Annotated in this window: 22 protein-coding genes; 16 read left to right on the top strand and 6 right to left on the bottom strand. The window is 67.8% G+C overall.

Going from position 1 to position 19,449, the window contains the following annotated elements:
• The first annotated feature begins 32 nt into the window (after window positions 1-32).
• From ffh to rimM, 3 genes are all read left to right on the top strand, one after another.
• Complete coding sequence (gene ffh / locus VF592_RS04710; RefSeq protein WP_331004458.1) at window positions 33-1,517, top strand: signal recognition particle protein; 1,485 nt, start codon at window positions 33-35, stop codon at window positions 1,515-1,517.
• A 48-nt stretch (window positions 1,518-1,565) separates the two neighbouring features.
• Window positions 1,566-1,982: a 30S ribosomal protein S16 gene (gene rpsP / locus VF592_RS04705; protein WP_331004457.1), complete on the top strand. Its 417-nt coding sequence runs from the start codon at window positions 1,566-1,568 to the stop codon at window positions 1,980-1,982.
• A 222-nt stretch (window positions 1,983-2,204) separates the two neighbouring features.
• The gene (gene rimM / locus VF592_RS04700; RefSeq protein ID WP_331004456.1) at window positions 2,205-2,672 is read left to right on the top strand and encodes a ribosome maturation factor RimM; all 468 of its coding nucleotides are present in this window, start codon (window positions 2,205-2,207) and stop codon (window positions 2,670-2,672) included.
• A gap of 33 nt (window positions 2,673-2,705) precedes the next feature.
• Here the strand turns inward: rimM and VF592_RS04695 are convergent, their stop codons facing one another.
• Window positions 2,706-3,614, bottom strand: a complete 909-nt coding sequence (locus VF592_RS04695; RefSeq protein ID WP_331004455.1) for an NAD(P)/FAD-dependent oxidoreductase — start codon at window positions 3,612-3,614, stop codon at window positions 2,706-2,708.
• An 87-nt stretch (window positions 3,615-3,701) separates the two neighbouring features.
• Here VF592_RS04695 and VF592_RS04690 point away from each other — a divergent pair, with 87 nt between their 5' ends.
• Genes VF592_RS04690 through rplS form a run of 4 tightly spaced genes read left to right on the top strand, consistent with a single transcriptional unit; the run spans window position 3,702 to window position 5,471 of the window.
• Entirely contained in the window at window positions 3,702-3,968 is a 267-nt protein-coding gene (locus VF592_RS04690) for an AbrB family transcriptional regulator (RefSeq protein ID WP_331004454.1), read from the top strand.
• A gap of 2 nt (window positions 3,969-3,970) precedes the next feature.
• Complete coding sequence (locus VF592_RS04685) at window positions 3,971-4,354, top strand: type II toxin-antitoxin system VapC family toxin (RefSeq protein WP_331004453.1); 384 nt, start codon at window positions 3,971-3,973, stop codon at window positions 4,352-4,354.
• The gene (gene trmD / locus VF592_RS04680; RefSeq protein ID WP_331004452.1) at window positions 4,351-5,082 is read left to right on the top strand and encodes a tRNA (guanosine(37)-N1)-methyltransferase TrmD; all 732 of its coding nucleotides are present in this window, start codon (window positions 4,351-4,353) and stop codon (window positions 5,080-5,082) included. The genes VF592_RS04685 and trmD overlap by 4 nt, the downstream gene beginning before the upstream one ends.
• On the top strand, window positions 5,079-5,471 hold the full coding sequence (rplS, locus tag VF592_RS04675) for a 50S ribosomal protein L19 (RefSeq protein ID WP_331004451.1): 393 nt from the start codon (window positions 5,079-5,081) through the stop codon (window positions 5,469-5,471). The genes trmD and rplS overlap by 4 nt, the downstream gene beginning before the upstream one ends.
• A gap of 65 nt (window positions 5,472-5,536) precedes the next feature.
• Here the strand turns inward: rplS and VF592_RS04670 are convergent, their stop codons facing one another.
• Window positions 5,537-6,169, bottom strand: coding sequence for a carbonic anhydrase (locus VF592_RS04670; RefSeq protein WP_331004450.1), 633 nt, complete (start codon window positions 6,167-6,169; stop codon window positions 5,537-5,539).
• 87 nt (window positions 6,170-6,256) lie between these two features.
• Here VF592_RS04670 and lipA point away from each other — a divergent pair, with 87 nt between their 5' ends.
• Window positions 6,257-7,177: a lipoyl synthase gene (lipA, locus tag VF592_RS04665; protein WP_331004449.1), complete on the top strand. Its 921-nt coding sequence runs from the start codon at window positions 6,257-6,259 to the stop codon at window positions 7,175-7,177.
• A 26-nt stretch (window positions 7,178-7,203) separates the two neighbouring features.
• The gene (locus VF592_RS04660) at window positions 7,204-7,680 is read left to right on the top strand and encodes a type II toxin-antitoxin system RatA family toxin (RefSeq protein WP_331004448.1); all 477 of its coding nucleotides are present in this window, start codon (window positions 7,204-7,206) and stop codon (window positions 7,678-7,680) included.
• Here VF592_RS04660 and VF592_RS04655 read toward each other — a convergent pair.
• Genes VF592_RS04655 through VF592_RS04645 form a run of 3 tightly spaced genes read right to left on the bottom strand, consistent with a single transcriptional unit; the run spans window position 7,623 to window position 9,846 of the window.
• A complete protein-coding gene (locus VF592_RS04655; protein ID WP_331004447.1) occupies window positions 7,623-8,147 on the bottom strand; it encodes a CinA family protein in 525 nt (174 codons plus the stop codon). The two genes, VF592_RS04660 and VF592_RS04655, sit on opposite strands and share 58 nt — an antisense overlap.
• Window positions 8,144-8,680, bottom strand: a complete 537-nt coding sequence (locus VF592_RS04650) for a hypothetical protein (RefSeq protein ID WP_331004446.1) — start codon at window positions 8,678-8,680, stop codon at window positions 8,144-8,146. Before VF592_RS04650 ends, VF592_RS04655 begins: the two co-directional genes overlap by 4 nt.
• Window positions 8,677-9,846, bottom strand: coding sequence for a bifunctional 2-C-methyl-D-erythritol 4-phosphate cytidylyltransferase/2-C-methyl-D-erythritol 2,4-cyclodiphosphate synthase (locus tag VF592_RS04645; RefSeq protein WP_331004445.1), 1,170 nt, complete (start codon window positions 9,844-9,846; stop codon window positions 8,677-8,679). The genes VF592_RS04650 and VF592_RS04645 overlap by 4 nt, the downstream gene beginning before the upstream one ends.
• A gap of 79 nt (window positions 9,847-9,925) precedes the next feature.
• Between VF592_RS04645 and dusB the strand changes: the two genes are divergently transcribed.
• The 7 genes from dusB to hflX all read left to right on the top strand — a co-directional run bounded on the left by dusB (window position 9,926) and on the right by hflX (window position 19,016).
• Complete coding sequence (gene dusB, locus VF592_RS04640; RefSeq protein WP_331004444.1) at window positions 9,926-10,924, top strand: tRNA dihydrouridine synthase DusB; 999 nt, start codon at window positions 9,926-9,928, stop codon at window positions 10,922-10,924.
• Window positions 10,893-11,954: a two-component system sensor histidine kinase NtrB gene (locus VF592_RS04635; protein WP_331004443.1), complete on the top strand. Its 1,062-nt coding sequence runs from the start codon at window positions 10,893-10,895 to the stop codon at window positions 11,952-11,954. Before dusB ends, VF592_RS04635 begins: the two co-directional genes overlap by 32 nt.
• Complete coding sequence (ntrC, locus tag VF592_RS04630; protein WP_331004442.1) at window positions 11,951-13,387, top strand: nitrogen regulation protein NR(I); 1,437 nt, start codon at window positions 11,951-11,953, stop codon at window positions 13,385-13,387. Before VF592_RS04635 ends, ntrC begins: the two co-directional genes overlap by 4 nt.
• Window positions 13,388-13,441: 54 nt before the next feature.
• Window positions 13,442-15,673, top strand: coding sequence for a sensor histidine kinase (locus VF592_RS04625; RefSeq protein ID WP_331004441.1), 2,232 nt, complete (start codon window positions 13,442-13,444; stop codon window positions 15,671-15,673).
• Between the two features lie 5 nt (window positions 15,674-15,678).
• Window positions 15,679-17,055 carry a sigma-54 dependent transcriptional regulator gene (locus tag VF592_RS04620; RefSeq protein WP_331004440.1) on the top strand — a complete coding sequence of 459 codons (1,377 nt, stop codon included), beginning with the start codon at window positions 15,679-15,681 and terminating at the stop codon, window positions 17,053-17,055.
• A gap of 72 nt (window positions 17,056-17,127) precedes the next feature.
• A complete protein-coding gene (gene hfq / locus VF592_RS04615) occupies window positions 17,128-17,727 on the top strand; it encodes an RNA chaperone Hfq (RefSeq protein ID WP_331004439.1) in 600 nt (199 codons plus the stop codon).
• Window positions 17,724-19,016 (top strand): GTPase HflX, encoded by a 1,293-nt coding sequence (hflX, locus tag VF592_RS04610; RefSeq protein WP_331004438.1) that lies wholly within the window; start codon window positions 17,724-17,726, stop codon window positions 19,014-19,016. Before hfq ends, hflX begins: the two co-directional genes overlap by 4 nt.
• On the opposite strand, the gene VF592_RS04605 is transcribed toward hflX, so the two are convergent.
• The coding region (locus VF592_RS04605; RefSeq protein ID WP_331004437.1) for a MazG nucleotide pyrophosphohydrolase domain-containing protein at window positions 18,997-19,449 on the bottom strand (453 nt) is incomplete at its 5' end. The genes hflX and VF592_RS04605 overlap by 20 nt on opposite strands.

The raw sequence follows: 19,449 nt of genomic DNA, 5'->3' as shown, positions 1-19,449 counted from the left end.
ATGGCGGATCGAAGATTCGTTGGAGTGAAACGATGTTCGAGAGTCTCAGCGACCGGTTGGGCGGTGTCTTCGATCGGCTGCGCGGCCGTGGCGCGCTGACCGAGGCCGATGTCCGCACCGCCATGCGCGAGGTACGCGTGGCGCTGCTCGAAGCCGATGTCGCGCTTCCCGTCGCGCGCGATTTCGTCGACCGCGCCACCGAAAAGGCGATCGGCCAGAACGTGCTGCGTTCGGTCACGCCGGGTCAGCAGGTCGTCAAGATCGTCAACGACGCGCTGGTCGAGATGCTGGGCGCCGACGAGTCCGCGCTGGAGCTGAACGTCGCACCCCCGGCGGTCGTGATGATGGTCGGCCTCCAGGGCTCGGGCAAGACGACCACCACCGCCAAGATCGCGCGTCGCCTGAAGGGGCGCGAGGGCAAGAAGGTGCTGATGGCGTCCCTGGACGTCAACCGCCCCAATGCCCAGGAACAGCTCGCCACGCTCGGCACCCAGACCGAGATCGCGACCCTGCCGATCATCGCGGGCCAGCAGCCGGTGGAGATCGCCCGGCGAGCACTCCAGGCGGCGAAGCTCCAGGGCTTCGACGTGCTCATGCTCGACACGGCCGGACGCACCAGCATCGACCAGGCGCTGATGGACGAGATGCGCGCCGTGGCCGACGTCGCCGTTCCGCAGGAGATCCTGCTCGTCGTCGACGCGCTGACCGGCCAGGACGCCGTCAACGTCGCGACCAATTTTTCGACGCAGGTGCCCCTGACGGGCGTGGTGCTGACGCGCATGGACGGCGACGCGCGCGGCGGCGCGGCCTTGTCGATGCGCGCCGTCACCGGCAAGCCGATTAAGTTCGCGGGGACCGGCGAGAAGCTCGACGCGCTGGAGGCGTTCCACCCGGAACGCGTCGCCGGCCGTATCCTGGGCATGGGCGACGTGGTATCGCTGGTCGAGCGCGCGGCGGAGTCGATCCAGCAGGAAGACGCCGACCGCATGGCTGCGAAGCTGGCCAAGGGTCAGTTCGACATGAACGACCTGCGCTCGCAGCTCGCCCAGATGCAGCGCATGGGCGGCCTCGGCGCGCTGGCGGGGATGATGCCCGGCATGAAGGGCGCCCAGGGCGCGCTGCAACAGGCGGGCGGCGACAAGATGCTCGTCCATATGGACGCGATGATCGGGTCGATGACGCTCAAGGAGCGCGCCAAGCCCGAGCTGATCAACGCCAAGCGCAAGATCCGCGTCGCCAAGGGGTCGGGCACCACGGTGCAGGAGGTCAACAAGCTCCTCAAGATGCACCAGGAGATGTCCACCGCCATGAAGAAGATCCGCAAGATGGGCGGCATCAAGGGCATGATGTCCATGCTCGGAAAAGGCGGCCTGGGCGGTCTCGGCAACGCCATCGGCGGCCAGGGGCTGGGCGACGTCATGGGCAAGATGGGCGGCCCGGCCGGGCTCCCCGGCCTGCCCGGCGGCGCCGGCGCCCCCCAGCTTCCCCCCGGTTTCCCCGGTCTCGGCAAGAAATAACGCTCACCTCTAACCCTCACGAACATCGTACCAGAAGGAAGAACGATCATGGCCATCAGCATTCGCCTGTCGCGCGGCGGCTCCAAGAAGCGTCCTTATTACCGCATCGTCGTCGCCGACGCCCGCAGCCCGCGCGACGGCAAGTATCTGGAGAAGATCGGCACCTATAACCCGCTCCTCGCCAAGGATTCCGATCAGCGCATCCAGCTCGACGCCGATCGCGCGAAGCATTGGCTGTCGGTCGGCGCGCAGCCCACCGACCGCGTCGCCCGCTTCCTCGACCAGGCCGGCGTCCGCGAGCGCGAGGCGCGCAACAACCCCAACAAGGGCAAGCCCGGCGAAAAGGCGACCGAGCGCGCCGAGGAGCGCGCCGAGAAGCAGAAGGCCGCCGACGAGGCCGCCGCGGCCCCGGTCGAGGCTCCCGCCGAGACGACCGCCGACGCCGAAGCCGCGACGGCCGAATAAGGGCACCAGGTCGGCATCGGCGCGTTACCCCTGCTCACAGGAGGTGCAGACCGATGCCGACCGACCCCGATCATGACCAGACCACCGGACCCGAAGACGCCGGCAACCAAGGCGTCTCGACCCCCGAGCCCGCCGAAGGCTCGGACGAGTCCAGCGCCCCCGGTCCCGACAGCCCCGGTCAGTGAGTCGGCCTCCCCCTCCCGCTCGCGGGAGGGGGCAGGGGTGGGTAGCGACGAACGCCGCGTGACGCTGGCCGCCATCATCGGTGCGCACGGCATCGCGGGCGAGGTGCGCCTGAAGCTCTTCACCGATGATCTCAGCCCCTATAAGCGCTTCAACGACGGTGCCCTCACGCTCAAGTCGCTGCGTCACGCCACCAACGGCGCGATCGCCCGCTTCGCCGAAATCCCGGACCGCACGGCGGCCGAGAGCTGTCGCGGGACCGCGCTGACGGTCGCGCGTGCGGAGTTGCCGCCGTTAGGAGAGGGCGAATATTATCATGCCGACCTGATCGGCCTCGCCTGCGACACGGACGCTGGAGAGCCGGTCGGCCGCGTCGTCGCCGTCGAGAATTTCGGCGCGGGTGATATCTTCGAGATCGAGAAGCCGGACGGTAAGCGGTTCATGGTCCCGATCACCGCCGCGACGATTGGTGATCGGGTGATCGTCGACGCCTCCTTCGTCGAATAGGCTCCTCAGCCGGCCCGGTATTCGGGTCCATGTTCACCGCACCAGCGCCTGCTTCTCCGCCATATCGTTCCTGATCGTCACCGCCGCGACGCCGCCTTCGCCCATGGCGTGGCTGATCTGGTCGAGTCCCTTCACCACATCGCCCGCCGCATAAAGACCCGCCACGCTGGTGCGCTGATGGTCGTCCACCACCACGCACCCGTCCGACGACGCGTCCGCGCCCAGCGCCACCGCCAGCTCCGATCGGATCACCGATCCCAGAGCGGGATAGACGCTGTCGAAGCGCAGCTCGCCTCGCGGCGTGGGCACCACGATCTCGTCCTCGTCCAGCCGCAGCGAGGCGCACGGCCCGCCCAGCGCCTCGACGCCCAGTTCCCCCAGCCGCGCCAGTTCAGCCTCGGACAGCTCCAGGTCGGTGTCGGGCGCGATCAACGTCACGTCGCGCGTGTACATGCGCAGGAACACCGCCTCCTTGTAACCGTGCGTCCTGCTGCCGATCACGCCCACGCGCTTGTCGGTCACCTCATACCCGTCGCAAATCGGGCAGTAGCGCAGCAGCCCGCGGTCGATCGCCACCTGATGGAGTTCGGGCGCGATCGGCGGCGACCTGTTCACCACGCCCGTCGCCAGCAATACCGTCCGCGCCCGGATCACTTCCCCATCGACGGCCCGCGCCTCGAATCCGCCCTCGACTTTTGCCGCGCGTTCTATCACCCGCTCCTCGACCGCGATCCCGAACTCGCCCGCCTGCTCGCGCATGAGTTCGAGCAACTCGGTGCCCGGAATGCCGCCCGGATAGCCCGCATGATTATGGGTGCGCGGTATCCACGTAACGCGGCTTTCCCCGCCATCGACCACGCGCACCTTCAGGTGGAACCGCGCCAGATAGATGGCAGCGGTCATGCCGGCGGGGCCCCCGCCGATGATGAGGCAATCTTCCATAGGCGGTCCAATGGGCAAGGCGGGGGAGGGTTCCTTGTCCCACCCGCTCAAAAGAGGTATATACCTCATGTGTGTACGGAGATCGTGATGGGCAGGCAGTATCGCACGCGGACGTTCAAGTCGGGCAACTCGGTAGCGATCCGCTTGCCGTCGGGCCTGGGCCTAGCTGCGGGGATGGAGTTCGAGCTTTTCAAGGATGACGAGGGGGTGGTTCACGCGAAGCCGGTGGGCATTCCCGGCGCGACCCTGCGCGACCTGTTCGGATCGTTCTCGGCCGACTTCATGGCGGACGGGCGTATGCCCGCCGACGAGCCGGATCGTGATTGGGGCGATGCACCCTCCCGCGCCGCCTAATCATGTACCTGCTCGACACCAACGTCTGGATCGACTTCGCGCTCGCCCGCGTGCCTGACCTGATCGAGCGCATGGAGAGCGTCGGTCCGGGGTCATTGGGCATGTCCGCCATCACCTTGGCCGAACTGTCGGTAGGAGCGCGATCCACCAACATCGGCAATGTCGCACGCCTGGAAGCGGTGATCGGGCTCGTGACGGCTCACCCGTTCGAGTCACGCGCTGCCACCGTCTATGGCGATCTCGTCAGGCGGATAGGAATCAAGCGGCATAGTTTCGATCGGCTGATCGCGGCGCACGCGCTGGCGCTGGATGCGGTGATCGTTACCCGCAATGAGTGTGACTTCGCCGATGTGCCCGGCCTGCGGGTCGAGAACTGGACCGAATGACCTTCGCCGCCACGGTCGTCACCCTCTATCCCGAGATGTTCCCCGGCCCGCTGGGGGTGTCGCTCGCCGGTCGCGCGCTCGGGGAGGGGCGGTGGTCGCTCCAAGCCGTCAACATCCGCGATTTCGCGACTGACAGACATCGCTCGGTCGACGACACGCCGGCCGGGGGCGGGGCGGGGATGGTGCTGCGCGCCGATGTGGTCGCCGCCGCGCTCGACGGCGTCGCGGATGGGCGTCCTATCCTCGCCATGACGCCACGCGGTCGCCCGCTCACGCAAGCACGCGTTCGCGAGCTCGCGGCCGGGCCCGGCGCGATCATCCTGTGCGGTCGGTTCGAGGGGTTCGACGAACGCTTGTTCGACGCGCGCCGGATCGAGGAAATATCGATCGGCGATTACATCCTTTCAGGCGGCGAAATCGGGGCGCTGGTGCTGCTCGACGCTTGCGTCCGGCTGCTCCCCGGCGTAATGGGCGCGGCTTCCAGTGGGGTTGAGGAGAGCTTCGAAAGCGGCCTTCTCGAATATCCCCATTATACCCGACCGCAGATGTGGGAAGGGCGCAGGATCCCCGAAGTGCTGCGATCGGGGGATCATGCGAAGGTCGCCGCCTGGCGGAAAGCCAGGGCGGAGGCCGATACACGGCTAAGGCGGCCGGACCTTTGGGAGCGCCATGGCGGCGCTCGGGTCGGGTCGCCCTCTGGCGCGCGGCACGAAGAGGACGACGCATGAACATCATCCAGCAGCTCGAAGCCGAGCAGATCGCCAAGTTCACCGCCACCAAGACCCACCCCGAATTCCGCCCGGGCGATACGCTGCGCGTCGGCGTCAAGGTCGTCGAGGGCGAGCGCACCCGCGTCCAGAATTATGAGGGCGTGTGCATAGCCCGCGCCAATCGCGGCATGGGCTCCAGCTTCACCGTCCGCAAGATCAGCTTCGGCGAGGGTGTCGAGCGCGTGTTCCCGCTCTATTCGCCCAATGTCGATTCGATCGTGGTCGTCCGCAAGGGCGCCGTGCGTCGCGCCAAGCTCTATTATCTGCGCGGCCGCACCGGCAAGTCGGCGCGCATCGCCGAGCGCCGCGACAACCGCCCGGCGAAGGAAGTCGCCGCGGCCGAGTAAGCGCGGCAGTTTCGAACCGGAGAATATGGGGCGCGGCGACTTCGGTCACCGCGCCCCTTTTCGCGTCAGGCCGGCAGGAAATCGCCATTCTGGTCCATCACACGCAGCTCGCCGCTCGAAATCTCGAACCATGCGCCGCGCAGCGCGAGCGAGCCCGCCTCGACCCGCTCGCGCACGAACGGGAAGGTCATGAGGTTGCCCAGCGACTGGCGCACCCCTTCCCATTCCAGCTCGCGCTGTGCATGTTCGTGGCCCGCGCCCAATCGCGCGGTGACCCGGTCGCGCGCGGAGGACAGGATACCCACCCAGCTCGACACGAAGCCGCCCTGGCCCAGTTCCGCATCGTCGAACGCGCGGGTCAAGGTCGCCTTGACGCCGCCGCACGACGCATGGCCCATGACGACGATCTCGGGCACTTCGAGCTGCGTCACCGCGAATTCCAGCGCCGCCGACACGCCGTGAAGCCCGCCCCCGGTCTCATAGGGCGGCACGAGGTTGGCGACGTTGCGCACCGAGAAGATCTCGCCCGGCGCCACGTCGAAAATCTGCGCGGGCGATACGCGGCTGTCGGCGCAGGCGATCACCATCACCTTGGGGCTCTGGCCTTCCGCCAGCTCGGCCCAGCGCTCGTGCTGCACCTTCCAGCTCTGCTCGTGGAAGCGGTGATATCCCTCGATCATGTTCGCGAAGCTGGCCATGGTTCCTCCTGGCGGTTGTTGACCTGCGCTATCTAGTGACGCCGAGGCGAGTTGTGGAGCGGCCCCGCGCCCGCTATCTCGCACCCCATGAACGACATGACCCCGCTCGCCCGCCCCCCGCGCGAGCGCAAGCCCGACTGGATCAGGGTCAAGGCCCCGACCAGCGTCGGTTTCGCCGAGACCAAGGCGCTGATGCGCCGCCTGGGCCTCGCCACCGTGTGCGAGGAGGCCGCTTGTCCCAACATCGGCGAATGCTGGACCAAAAAGCACGCCACCGTCATGATCCTGGGCGATACCTGCACCCGCGCCTGCGCCTTCTGCAACGTCAAGACGGGAATGCCCCGCGCGGTCGATCCGCTCGAACCCATGCACACCGCCACCGCCGCCGCCGAGCTGGGGCTGGAGCATATCGTCATTACCTCGGTCGATCGCGACGACCTGCCCGACGGCGGCGCGTCGCAGTTCGTCAAGGTCATCGAGGCGCTCCGCCGCACCACGCCCGCCACCACCATCGAGATCCTCACGCCCGACTTCCGCAACAAGGCGCAGGCGGCCGTCGAGTCGATCGTCGAGGCGGGACCCGACGTCTACAACCACAATCTGGAAACCGTGCCGCGTCTATACCCGACCATCCGCCCCGGCGCGCGCTACTATGCGTCGCTGCGCCTGCTGGAGAGCGTCAAGCGGCACGACCCGTCGATCTTCACCAAATCGGGCGTGATGACGGGCCTTGGCGAGGAGCGGATGGAGGTCCATCAGGTAATGGACGACATGCGCTCGGCCGACATCGATTTCCTGACCATGGGCCAATATCTCCAGCCGACGCCCCGCCATGCCAAGGTCATGGAGTTCACCGCCCCCAAGGCGTTCGACGCCTATGCCGCGATCGCGCGTGCCAAGGGGTTCCTGCTCGTCGCGGCGTCGCCGCTGACGCGGTCCAGCTATCATGCGGGGGCGGACTTCGCCAAGCTCAAGGCCGCGCGCGAGGCCAAGTTGGGCAGGGCTTGACGTGACGACCGGCGAGGGGACGTAGCGTGCCCGCCCATCGCGAGACGCGCGTCCTGCCCTACACCCCCGAACAGATGTTCGACCTCGTCGCCGACATCCGCGACTATCCCAACTTCCTTCCCTGGGTGATCGCGTTGCGCGTCCGCCAGGATAACGATACCGACACGCTCGCGGACATGATCGTCGGGTTCAAGGGTCTGCGCGAGACCTTCACCTCGCGCGTCCGCAAGGTCCGCCCCGATCACATCCATGTCGATTATGTCGACGGTCCGCTCAAGCATCTCCGCAATGAATGGCGCTTCCGCCCGGACCCGGCGGGCTGCGCGGTCGATTTCTCGGTCGATTTCGCCTTCAAAAGCCGTATCTTCGAGAAGCTGGCGGGCAAGGTGTTCGACACCGCGCTACGCCGGATGATCGGCGCGTTCGAGCTGCGCGCCGCCAAGCGCTACGGCGTTCCGGACGCGGCCGGCATCAACAGCTCCAGTGCGCACAACGCCGCCTGAAGCCTGATCCCGCCCCGCCCGCGATCGCCGAAGTCGCGGCGGATCGCGTGCACGTCGGTCGGATCACCCGCCTTTTCGGCCCGCGCGAAGACGACGGTGCCGACCGGCTTCTTCGCCGATCCGCCGCCCGGTCCGGCGACCCCCGTCACCGCAACCGCGACATCGGCTCCGCTCTCCTTGAGGGCTCCTTGCGCCATCGCCCAGGCCACCGCGATCGACACGGCGCCGAACGTGTCGATCAGGTCGCCGTTCACCGCCAGAGCCGCCATCTTCGCTTTGTTCGAATAGGTGACGTATCCCACCTCGATCACGTCGGAACAGCCCGCAATCTCGGTCAGCGCCGCGGTGACCAGCCCGCCCGTACAGCTTTCCGCCACGGCGACACGCCGACCCGCGGCCCGGTTCGCCTCCACGACCTGCCGTGCCGTCTCGACCAGCTCGGCGGGAAGGAGCGTGTCGGCGATCATCGAGCGCCGCTCCCGGCCGGCTCGGCGCAGAGCGGCAGATCCGGCACGTCGATCCGTTGTCCCCGCGCCCGCTGCGTCTTCAGGTAGGATAGCGAGGTCACCACCACGCCCGCGACGTTGCGCGGCGGCAGCGGCTCGAGCTGGGTCACCAGCCGGTCGATGGTCCCGCAATCCTCCACCGCGATCCGCCCGACCAGTCGCGGCACGATCAGCGACACGATCAACGGCCGCGCGAAGTCCGAGGCGAGCAGCGCATCGGCGAGCCCGATCGACAATTTGCCCAACGCCGCCCGCGCGCGCGGCCAGGCATCGTTCGCCGCCCCGTCATACTTCGCCAGGAAAGGGCCGCCCGACCGCCGTACCAGGCTCTGCGCCGGCAGCCGCGACGCGCAGACGCGCCCCGTCTCACGAATGATCTGCGGCATTGCCACCAGCGCGAACGCCTCCGCCTCGGCGGTCGTCACGCACGCCCGCTGCGCTTGGGCGGGGGAGGCGAGCAGGGCCAGGGCGACCAGGGCGCCAATATGCCTCATGTCGGCAACCGGACCGTCGCCGCCGCCTGGGCCGCGATGCCTTCGCCGCGTCCCGTAAAGCCCAGCTTCTCGGTCGTCGTCGCCTTGACGCTCACCCGGTCGGCGGGAATCTCCAGCAGCTCCGCGATGCGCGCCGTCATCACCGCGCGGTGTGGGCCAATCTTCGGCGCCTCGCAGATGATCGTCAGGTCGACGAACTCGATCTCGCCGCCCCGGCCCCGGATCAGCGCGGCCGCGTGGCGCAGGAATTGCCCCGATTCCGCACCCCGCCATTGCGGATCGCTGGGGGGGAAATGCGTGCCGATATCGCCCGCCGCGATCGTGCCGAGCAGCGCGTCGGTCAGCGCGTGGAGCGCCACGTCCGCATCGCTATGCCCCGACAACCCTCGCGCGTGCGGGATATGGACGCCGCCCAGCCACAGCTCCTCGCCATCCTCCAGCCGGTGGACGTCGAACCCCGTCGCCATGCGCGTCCGCCACGCCGCGCCCGCGCGCGCCTCGGCGAGCGCGAAGTCGGAAGGATAGGTGACCTTGTCGAGCACCGGGTCACCCTGCACCAGCGCGACCGCGCCGCCAAGCCGCCGTACCATCTGCGCGTCGTCGGTCGCCTCTTCACCCAAAGGCCAGGCCGCGTGCGCCGCCAGGATCGCATCGAGCCGAAAGCCCTGCGGCGTCTGGACGCGCCATAGCCCGTCGCGCGCCACGATGTCGCCCAACACACGCGTATCACGCAACGTCTCGCTTCGCGCGAGCGTGTCGGCGACGGGAAGGGCGGGCAGTGCTCCCTGATGTTCGTCCAGCGCCACGACCACTTCGACGATCACCCGCGCCGGCACGAACGGCCGCGCCGCGTCGTGGATCAGCACCCGCGTGGCGCGTCGCGCGGTCGCCGCCGCCAGCCCGTGCGCAACGGATTCGCGGCGCGTTGCTCCGCCGTTGACGGTGGCGACCTCCGTTCCGACCGCTGCACGCGCTTCCTCCTCCATGCCGGGCGCGACGACCACTATGACGTCGTCGATCAGCGGATGGTCGACGAAGGCCCGGTAAGCATGGGCCAGCAGCGCGCGCCCGCCCACCAACCGGAACTGTTTGGGGGCGCCCGCGCCTGCGCGCGATCCGCCGCCACCGGCGACGATGATGGCGACGATATGCTCCGAACCGGTCATCCGCGCCGCCTAGCCGAGCCCCACCCACCTTGCCAGTGCCGTCACCGCGGGGTAGATGCCTCTTTTTCAGGCAAGCATAATGCGCACCCTTCATCCTCTCCAGATCGGTCCCGTCCGGATCGAGTCCCCGGTCATCCTCGCACCGATGACCGGCGTGACCGACCGGCCGTTTCGTACCCTGGTGCGCCGCTATGGATCGGGGCTCAACGTCACCGAGATGATTGCCAGCCAGGCGATGATCCGCGAGACGCGGCAGTCGCTCCAGAAAGCGGCCTGGGACCCGGTCGAGGAGCCGGTGTCGATGCAGCTCGCCGGCTGTGCGCCGCACGAGATGGCGGAGGCCGCCAAGCTCAACGCGGACCGCGGCGCGGCGATCATCGACGTCAACATGGGCTGCCCGGTCAAGAAGATCGTCAACGGCGACGCCGGGAGCGCGCTGATGCGCGACCTCAAACTCGCCGCCGCGATCATCGACGCGACCGTCAAGGCGGTCGGTGTGCCGGTCACGCTCAAGATGCGGATGGGCTGGTGCCACGCCAGCCTGAACGCCCCCGAACTCGCGCGCATCGCCGAGGACCTCGGGGTACGCATGATCACCGTCCATGGCCGCACCCGCAACCAGATGTACAAGGGCTCGGCCGACTGGGCCTTCGTCCGCCGCGTCAAGGATGCGGTCGCGCTTCCGGTCATCGTCAACGGTGATATCTGCTCGATCGAGGATGCGGAGACCGCGCTCCACCAGTCGGGCGCTGACGGCGTAATGGTCGGGCGCGGGGCTTATGGGCGGCCATGGCTGCTTGGGCAGATGATGGCGTGGTTCGCCACGGGGCGGCACGTGCCCGACCCGTCGCTGGATGAGCAACATCGCATGATATCCGGGCATTATGACGCGATGTTGGATCATTACGGCACCGAGACCGGGGTCAACATGGCGCGCAAGCATATCGGCTGGTACACGCGCGGGCTTCACGGCTCGGCCGAGTTCCGCAACCGCGTGAATCAGGAACCCGATCCCGTGCGCGTTCAGGCGATGCTCGCCGACTTCTATGCTCCGTACCGCCATCGCGCCGCGGCCTGACCCCGTATCCGATGCGCGACCTGACTGGTCCGCGCTGTTCGGGGCGCTGCCGGTCGGCATCCTGCTGGTCGACGCGGACGGTCGCATCGCCCGCGCGAACGCGCCCGCCGAACAGTTGCTCAACCTGTCGGAGCGGCTGATGACCGCCCAGCCGCTCGCCGGCCTCCTGCGCTCCCCGTCGATCGAGGCGGTCGCGCGCGGCGAGGACCTGGCGATCTACGACGCCGAGGTGATAACGGGCGGCATGACGCTGCGGCTCGACCTCACCGCCTCGCACATCCCCGACTGGCCCGGCTGGCGCGTCGTCACGCTCCATGCGGCCGGCCCCCGCCACCTCCCCGCGCGGTCGGAGACGGGGAGGGTGGCGGTCGGCGCCGCCGCGATGCTGGCGCACGAGATCAAGAACCCGCTGTCGGGCATCCGCGGCGCCGCCCAGCTGCTCGGTCCGGGCGAGTTGACGACGCTGATCGTGGCGGAGGTGGACCGCGTCGCCGCGCTGATCGACCGGATGCAGCTTTTCACCGATACGCGCCCGCTGCCGCTCTCGGCCGGGAATATCTATCCGGTACTGTCCCACGTCCGCCGCATCGCCAGCGCCGGCGTCGCGCAGGGCATCCCGATCGAGGAGAGCTATGACCCCTCCCTGCCGCCGGCGCTCATCAACAACGACGCGCTGATCCAGGTTCTACTAAACCTCCTGAAGAACGCCTCGGAGGCCCTTGTAGAAGTGAAGAAACCCAGCATCACGATCACCACAGCCTATCGTCACGGTACGGCTCGTCGCATGGGAGAAGACCGTCAGGTTACTGCGCTTCCGATCGAGATCGGCGTCGTCGACAACGGCCCCGGTCCGCCCTCGGAGATTGCGGGCCAGCTCTTCGAGCCCTTCGTCTCCGGGCGCCGTGACGGGACCGGGCTGGGGCTCGCGCTGGTCGACAAGCTCGTCCGCGATATGGGTGGTCTCGTCCAATGCACCCGCGAGCACGGCCGGACCGTCTTCCGCCTCCTGCTGGCGCGTGCACCCGGATGAGCCAGATACTGGTCGTCGACGACGACGCCGCGATCCGTACGGTCATCGCCCAGTCGCTCCGCCGGGCGGGTCACGGCGTGACCCTGGCCGCTTCCCTGGCCGAAGCCGACGCGGCGCTCTCGCGCGCCGTGCCCGACGTGCTTGTGACCGACGTCATGCTTCCCGACGGGGACGGTCTCGATAATCTCCGCCACCTCCGCGCGAGCCATCCCGCCCTGCCGGTCATTATTCTGTCCGCCCAGAACACGCTGTCCACCGCGGTCCGCGCCACGGAGGCGGGGGCCTATGACTATCTGCCCAAGCCCTTCGATCTCGACGCGCTCACCTCGGCGGTCGACAGCGCGCTCGCCCGCGCCGACCCGTCCCCGGCCGAGCGGCTGGGCCAGGACGAGGGCGCGCTCCCGCTGCTCGGGCGATCGCCCGCTATGCAGGCGGTCTACCGCGTCATCGCACGCGTCGTCTCGAACGACCTCACCGTCCTCGTCTCCGGCGAGTCGGGTACGGGCAAGGAGCTGGTCGCCCGCGCCATTCACGATCTCGGTCCGCGCCGCGCGGCGCCCTTCGTGGCGATCAACATGGCCGCGATCCCCCGCGATCTGATCGAAGCGGAACTGTTCGGGCACGAGCGCGGCGCGTTCACGGGTGCCGCCGCGCGCACCGCCGGTCGTTTCGAGCAGGCGGCGGGCGGGACGTTGTTCCTCGACGAGATCGGCGACATGCCGCTCGACGCGCAGACGCGCCTCCTGCGGGTGCTCCAATCTGGAGAGTTCACCAGCGTCGGCGGCGCGCGGCCGATCCGCGCCGACGTGCGCATCGTCGCCGCCACCAATCGCGACCTGACCAGCCGCATAAGCAGCGGCCAGTTCCGCGAGGATCTCTTCTACCGGCTCAACGTGGTGCCCATCGAACTGCCTCCCTTGCGCGATCGCGGGTCGGACATCTCGCTCCTCGCGCGTCACTTCCTCGACGGCGCGGCGGCGCAGGGCCTGTCGCATCGGCGCCTCGACGATGGCGCGCTGGCCTTGCTGGAAGCGCATAGCTGGCCCGGCAACGTCCGTGAGCTCGAAAACCTGATGCGGCGGCTCGCCGTGCTCGCGCGCGACGAGGTGATCGATGCAGGCGCGATCAGGACCATGCTCGATGTGGCATTCGAGGCACCGGGAGAGGATGCCGGCATCGGCCCGGCGATCCGCGCGCTGATCAACAGGATCGCGGGAGAGCGCCCTGGGGCGCTCGACGACGGAACGCTCTACGCCCGCGTCATCGACGAGGTCGAGCGACCGCTGATCGAGGCGATGCTCGCCCGCCACGGCCGCAACCAGCTCCGCGCCGCGCGGGCACTGGGCATCAACCGGAACACGCTGCGCAAGCGCCTCGACTCGCTCGGTATCGGCACGACACGCGTCTTGGACGGCAACGCCGACGCTGGATGATTTTATCGCACATTGTGGTTTCCCGGCAACACGGGACCTTGTAGGGCGAAGGCGATGAACGCCGCTGCGGTGCCCAACATCGAGACAGACGAGCTCCCGAGCCGCCTGACCGTCACGCCCGCGGTCGAGGGGGCGGTACTCTCGGCAGCCCTCGTCGTGGCGGTCGCGAGTTACGGCATCATCACGTCATCGGCGGCACCCGGCCGCCTCCTCACTCCGATCCTGATCGCCACCCTGCTCGTTGCGAACCTGGTGCCCGGCGTGTTGTTGATGATGTTGTTCGGACGCCGGATCGCCCGCCGCCGGGCCGCGGCATCCCCGGTCGGGGGCACCGGCCGTCTTCACGTCCGGCTGGTGGCATTGTTTTCGACAATGGCGGCCGTGCCGATGCTGCTCGTTACCATCGTCGCATCCCTGCTGTTCCAGTACGGCGTGCAATTCTGGTATTCCGACAAGGCGAGCGGGATGCTGGAGAACGCCACCGGGCTTGCGCGTACGTCATACCTGCAGCAGCTGGATCGGTGGCGCGAAGCGACGCTGACCATGGCGGAGGACATGGGCTATCAGCTTCGTGAGGAGCCGATCGACGGGTCGGGCTTCCCGACCTTTTTCGTCCAACAGGTTTATTATCGCAGCCTGTCCGAAGCCGCGCTGTTTACCGTCTCGCCTCGCGGCGAGATCCGGACCCTTGCGGTCGTAAATCCTTATGAAGTCGAACTTGCAAAGCGGCTGACCCCAAGCTCGATCGCGCGGCTTCGTTCCGGTGACCGGAGCGTGGTCGCCGTGACAGGCGACCGAATCCAGACGATCACGACCGTCCCCGGAGCGAGTCAGCTGTTCCTCTATGCCGCCCGTGTGGGCGACACCAAGCTGATGCTGGAGCAGAATGCGCGCGCCGAAGCGGTAACCGCGGACTATCGCGCGTTGCTGGCGCGCGCGCGAAGCCTTCAGCTTCAGTTCAACGCGGCCCTATTGCTTATCTCGCTCCTGATCGTCGGCATCGCCGTATGGATCGCGCTTCAGGTAGCGGATCGACTGGTCGCACCGGTCGGCGAGCTCGTCGGCGCCGCGCGGCGGGTGGCTGGGGGTGACCTCTCGGCGCGCGTGTCAGACCCGCGTAGCCGTGACGAGGTCGGCACGCTGGCGCGGGTCTTCAACCAGATGACGGGCCAGCTGGAACAGCAGAACAGCGCGCTCGTCTCCGCCAACGCCCAGCTCGAGAATCGCCGCGCGTTGATCGAGGCGGTGATGGCGGGTGTCTCGGCGGGGGTCATCGCGACGGCCCCGAACCGTATCGTCCAGATCGCCAACCGGTCCGCCGGCGCGCTGCTCGGTGTCGAGGAACTGGTGGGCCGTCATCTGGGCCAGGTCTCGCCCGAGCTCGATGCGCTGCTCGACGGGAATCAGCGCGAAGGCGTGATCCAGATCGGCCACGGACTGGATGCGCGCACGCTTGCCGTCCGCATCGCCCTCGCGCCTGCGGGGCCCATCCTGACCTTCGACGACATCACCGACCAATTGGCGGACCAGCGCCGCGCGGCCTGGTCGGATGTCGCTCGCCGGATCGCGCACGAGATCAAGAATCCGCTGACCCCCATCCAGCTCGCTGCCGAACGGCTCCAGCGGCGCTATGGAGGAAAGGTCGAGGAAGGAGACACGACCTTTGGCCGGCTGACGGAGACGATCGTGCGGCAGGTCGGCGACCTGCGGCGCATGGTCGATGAATTCTCGTCTTTCGCGCGGATGCCCAAGCCCGTGTTCCGCGACGAGGCGGTGGTCGACATCGCGCGTCAGGCGTTGTTCCTCCATGAAGTCGCACACCCGGCGGTCCGGTTCTGCCTGCGGCATGACGATCCCGAGCCTTGGCTCGTCTGCGACCGTCGCCAGATCGGGCAGGCGTTGACCAACATCGTCAAGAACGGCGTCGAGGCGATCGAGGCGAAAGGGCAGGAAGGCGGTGCGATCGCCTTGACTGTTTCGCGTGAGGAGGACCGAGTTCTGATCGTCGTGGAGGATGACGGGATCGGCTTGCCACCAGACCGGGACCGCATCGTCGAGCCTTATATGACCACCCGCGCTCGGGGGACGGGACTCGGGCTGGCGATCGTCAAAAAGATCATCGAGGAACATCATGGACGGATCGCCTTTGCAGACCGTGATGGGGGGGGCACCGTCGTCACCATGATCTTCGACTGCGCCGCCCTTGCCGCCCTCGACCAGACCGGCGACGAACCCGAAGCGGCCATCGGTCGCCGGCTTGCCTCCCTCCCGCTTGATCGGACCTGATTTCCATGGCGCTCGACATCCTCGTCGTCGACGATGAACTCGACATCCGCGAACTGGTCGCGGGGGTGCTCGAGGACGAAGGTTATCAAACGCGTGCCGCAGGCGACAGCGACGCCGCGCTCGAGGCGATAGCGACCCGACGTCCGTCGCTCGTGCTGCTCGACGTCTGGTTGCAAGGCTCCAAGCTCGACGGCCTGGAATTGCTGGACGAGATCAAGCGCCGTGATCCCTCGATCCCGGTGCTCGTCATCTCGGGGCATGGCAGTCTCGACACCGCGGTCGCCGCGATCCGCAAGGGAGCGTCCGACTTCATCGAGAAGCCGTTCGAGGCGAAGCGGCTGCTCCTGCTCGTCGCGCGCGCCACGGAGACCGAGAGCCTGCGCCGCGAGGTCGCCTCGCTCCGCGTCTCGGCCGGGCGCGAGACCGACCTGACCGGCAGCTCCAGCGTGATCAACGGCGTTCGCGCGACATTGAAGCGCGTCGCCGGCACCGGCAGCCGTGTCCTGATCACCGGCCCGGCCGGGGTCGGAAAGGAAGTAGCGGCCCGGCTGCTGCACGGATGGAGTCAGCGCGCCGACGCTCCCTTCGTGATCGTCAGCGCTGCGCGCATGACTCCCGAGCGCGTCGAGGAGGAACTGTTCGGCGTAGAGGAAGGAGGCGACCTCATCCGTCCCGGCCATCTGGAACAGGCGCATGGGGGCACGCTGTTCCTCGACGAGATCGCCGACATGCCGGTCGCCACGCAGGCTCGGATCCTGCGCGTGCTCACCGACCAGAGCTTCTCGCGCGTCGGTGGTACGCGCATCGTCAAGGTCGATGTCCGAGTGGTCTCCGCGACCGCACGCGACCTGACGCAGGAGATCGCGGAGGGTCGTTTCCGCGAGGATCTCTATTATCGTTTGAACGTCGTGCCCGTCGTCATCCCGTCGTTGACCGACCGCCGGGAAGACATTCCCGCATTGGTTCAGCATTTTCTCGCCCACTACGCGAATGAGCGCCGTGTCCCGACGCCCGAGATCGCCGGCGACGCGATGGTCGCGCTGCAAAGCTATGATTGGCCGGGGAATGTGCGCCAGCTGCGCAACGTGGTCGAGCGCACGGTCATCATGGCCCCCGGCGACCGGATCGGCCGCATCGATCTCGATCTGCTGCCCGCCGAGGTGCGGGGCAGCCAGGGTGAGGGAACAGGGGGCGGATCGGGTGCGATCATGGGCACGCCGCTGCGCGAGGCGCGTGAAACCTTCGAACGCGAATATCTACGTGTCCAGATCCGACGCTTTTCTGGGAACATCTCGCGCACGGCGAGCTTCATCGGCATGGAGCGCTCGGCATTGCATCGGAAGCTTAAATTGCTGGGGATCACCGACACGCGCGATGATTGAGCCGAACCGGCGACGGAACGACTTGGTCTTTCGCGCACTTGTGCGGTGCGAGGGTCTCAAACGATCATACCCATGCCGGGCTTTCAGTTCGGCCATCCGACGCCGGGAAACGGCGCAATCGCGGGGCACCGACCTCGCCAAGAAAAAAGGGCAAAGATCATGGCCGACAAGCAGGGCTCGCTTCAGGACCTGTTCCTCAACGCGCTGCGCCGTTCCAAGACGCCCGTGACGATGTTCCTGGTCAAGGGCGTCAAGCTGCAAGGCATCGTTACCTGGTTCGACAACTTTTCCGTCCTGCTTCGCCGCGACGGTCAGTCGCAGCTGATCTACAAACACGCGATTTCGACGATCATGCCGACAGGCCAGATCGACGTGGCAGCGCTGGTCGATGCCGTGGGAGAAGGCGCGCGCAAGCAGCCACTTCTCCAGGAGATCTTTCTCTCGGCGGTGCGCAAGTCGGAGGACAGCGTGACGATGTTCCTGGTCAACGGGGTCATGCTCCAGGGGCAGATCGCCGCCTTCGACCTGTTCTGCATGCTGCTCCAGCGCGAGGGGCTGACCCAGCTCGTCTACAAGCACGCGGTTTCCACCATCCAGCCCGCGCGCCCGCTCGACCTGCAGGGTGAGGCGAGCGACGGGACCGGAGACCGGGACGGGGAAGATGAAGCATGACCCAAGGATTCGAGCGCGACCGGGACGACTTCGCGCGGGGCGCGCGCGCGATCGTCATATTGCCCGACCAGGGTGGATCGAACCGTGATCCCGAAGCGCGGATGGCGGAGACCGCCGGGCTCGCCGCCGCGATCGGCGTCGTCGTGGCGGACATGGTGCACCTGCGTGTCCGCGCGCCTAAGCCGGCGACCCTGATCGGCTCGGGCCAGGCCGAGGAGCTCGCCGGCCGGGTGAAGATGGAGGACGCGCAGCTGGCCGTGTTCGACGCCGCGTTGACGCCGATCCAGCAGCGTAATCTGGAGACGGCGCTCGAGTGCAAGGTGATCGACCGCACCGGGCTGATCCTCGAGATATTCGGCGAGCGCGCTGCGACTGCCGAGGGGCGGCTGCAGGTCGAGCTGGCGCATCTCGACTATCAGGCCGGTCGTCTGGTCCGCAGCTGGACCCATCTCGAACGCCAGCGCGGCGGCTTCGGCTTTCTCGGCGGCCCCGGCGAAACCCAGATCGAGGCGGATCGCCGTCTGATCCGCGACCGCATGGCCCGCCTGCGCCGCGAGCTCGATCAGGTGACCCGCACGCGCGGCCTCCACCGCGACCGGCGCCAACGTGCACCCTGGCCGGTGATCGCGCTGGTAGGCTATACCAACGCCGGAAAGTCGACCCTTTTCAATCGGTTGACCGGCGCCGACGTCATGGCGGAAAATCTTCTTTTCGCGACGTTGGACCCGACCTTGCGTCAGATCGGACTGCCGGGAATCGACAAGGCGATCCTATCCGATACGGTCGGGTTCGTCTCCGATCTCCCGACTCAGCTGGTTGCCGCGTTCAAGGCTACGCTGGAGGAGGTCGTGTCCGCTGACCTCCTGATCCATGTCCGCGACATCGCCCATCCCGATAGCGAGGCGCAGCGTAGCGATGTCGAGGCCGTGTTGAGCGATTTGGGGGTAGGGGAGACGACCCCGCGCTTCGAGGTGTGGAACAAGCTGGACCTGGTGAGCGCGCATCTGCGCGACGACCTGCTCGACCAGGCGGACGGCCGCGACGACGTGGTCGCCATCTCCGCATTGGGCGGGCAGGGCGTCGACGCGCTGCTCCATCAGGTCGCGGCCAAGCTGACCGCCGGACATCGCCGCTACCGGATCACGCTGGAGGATGCCGATGGCGCGGGCGCGGCCTGGCTGCATGCGCATGGCGAGGTGCTGGAGCAGAAGGCGGAAGAGGGGCGGACCACCTATGACGTGCGGCTGGCCCCGACCGATTACGAACGGTTCAACCAGCGTCCTTCTTGACGCGCGACCACAGCGCTTCCTTGTCGTCGAGCGGCAGCGACGCGAAGGACGGACCGGCGATCGCCTCCATGCCCGCGAATCGGTATTCGAACTTGGCGTTGGCCGATCGGAGCGCCGCTTCCGGGTCGACCCCCAGGTGACGGGCCCAGTTGACGACGGAAAAGAGCAGGTCGCCGACCTCTTCCGCGACCTGCTCGGGCAGCGCGGCGTCGATCTCGGCCAGTTCCTCGTCCACCTTCGCGCGCGGGCCAGCAGGGTCCGGCCAGTCGAATCCGACCCGCGCGGCGCGACGTTGGAGCTTCTCGGCCCGCGCGAGCGCCGGAAGCCCGAGCGCGACGCCGGCCAACGTACCACCATCCTTAACGGCGCGTTCACCCGCCTTGATGCTTTCCCAACCCGGCGAGGACGTCGCGTCACCGAAGATGTGCGGGTG

The sequence above is a fragment of the Sphingomonas sp. genome, assembly GCF_036388435.1.
In the GTDB taxonomy this organism is placed as follows: domain Bacteria; phylum Pseudomonadota; class Alphaproteobacteria; order Sphingomonadales; family Sphingomonadaceae; genus Sphingomonas.
This window is presented reverse-complemented; position numbering and strand designations above follow the sequence as displayed.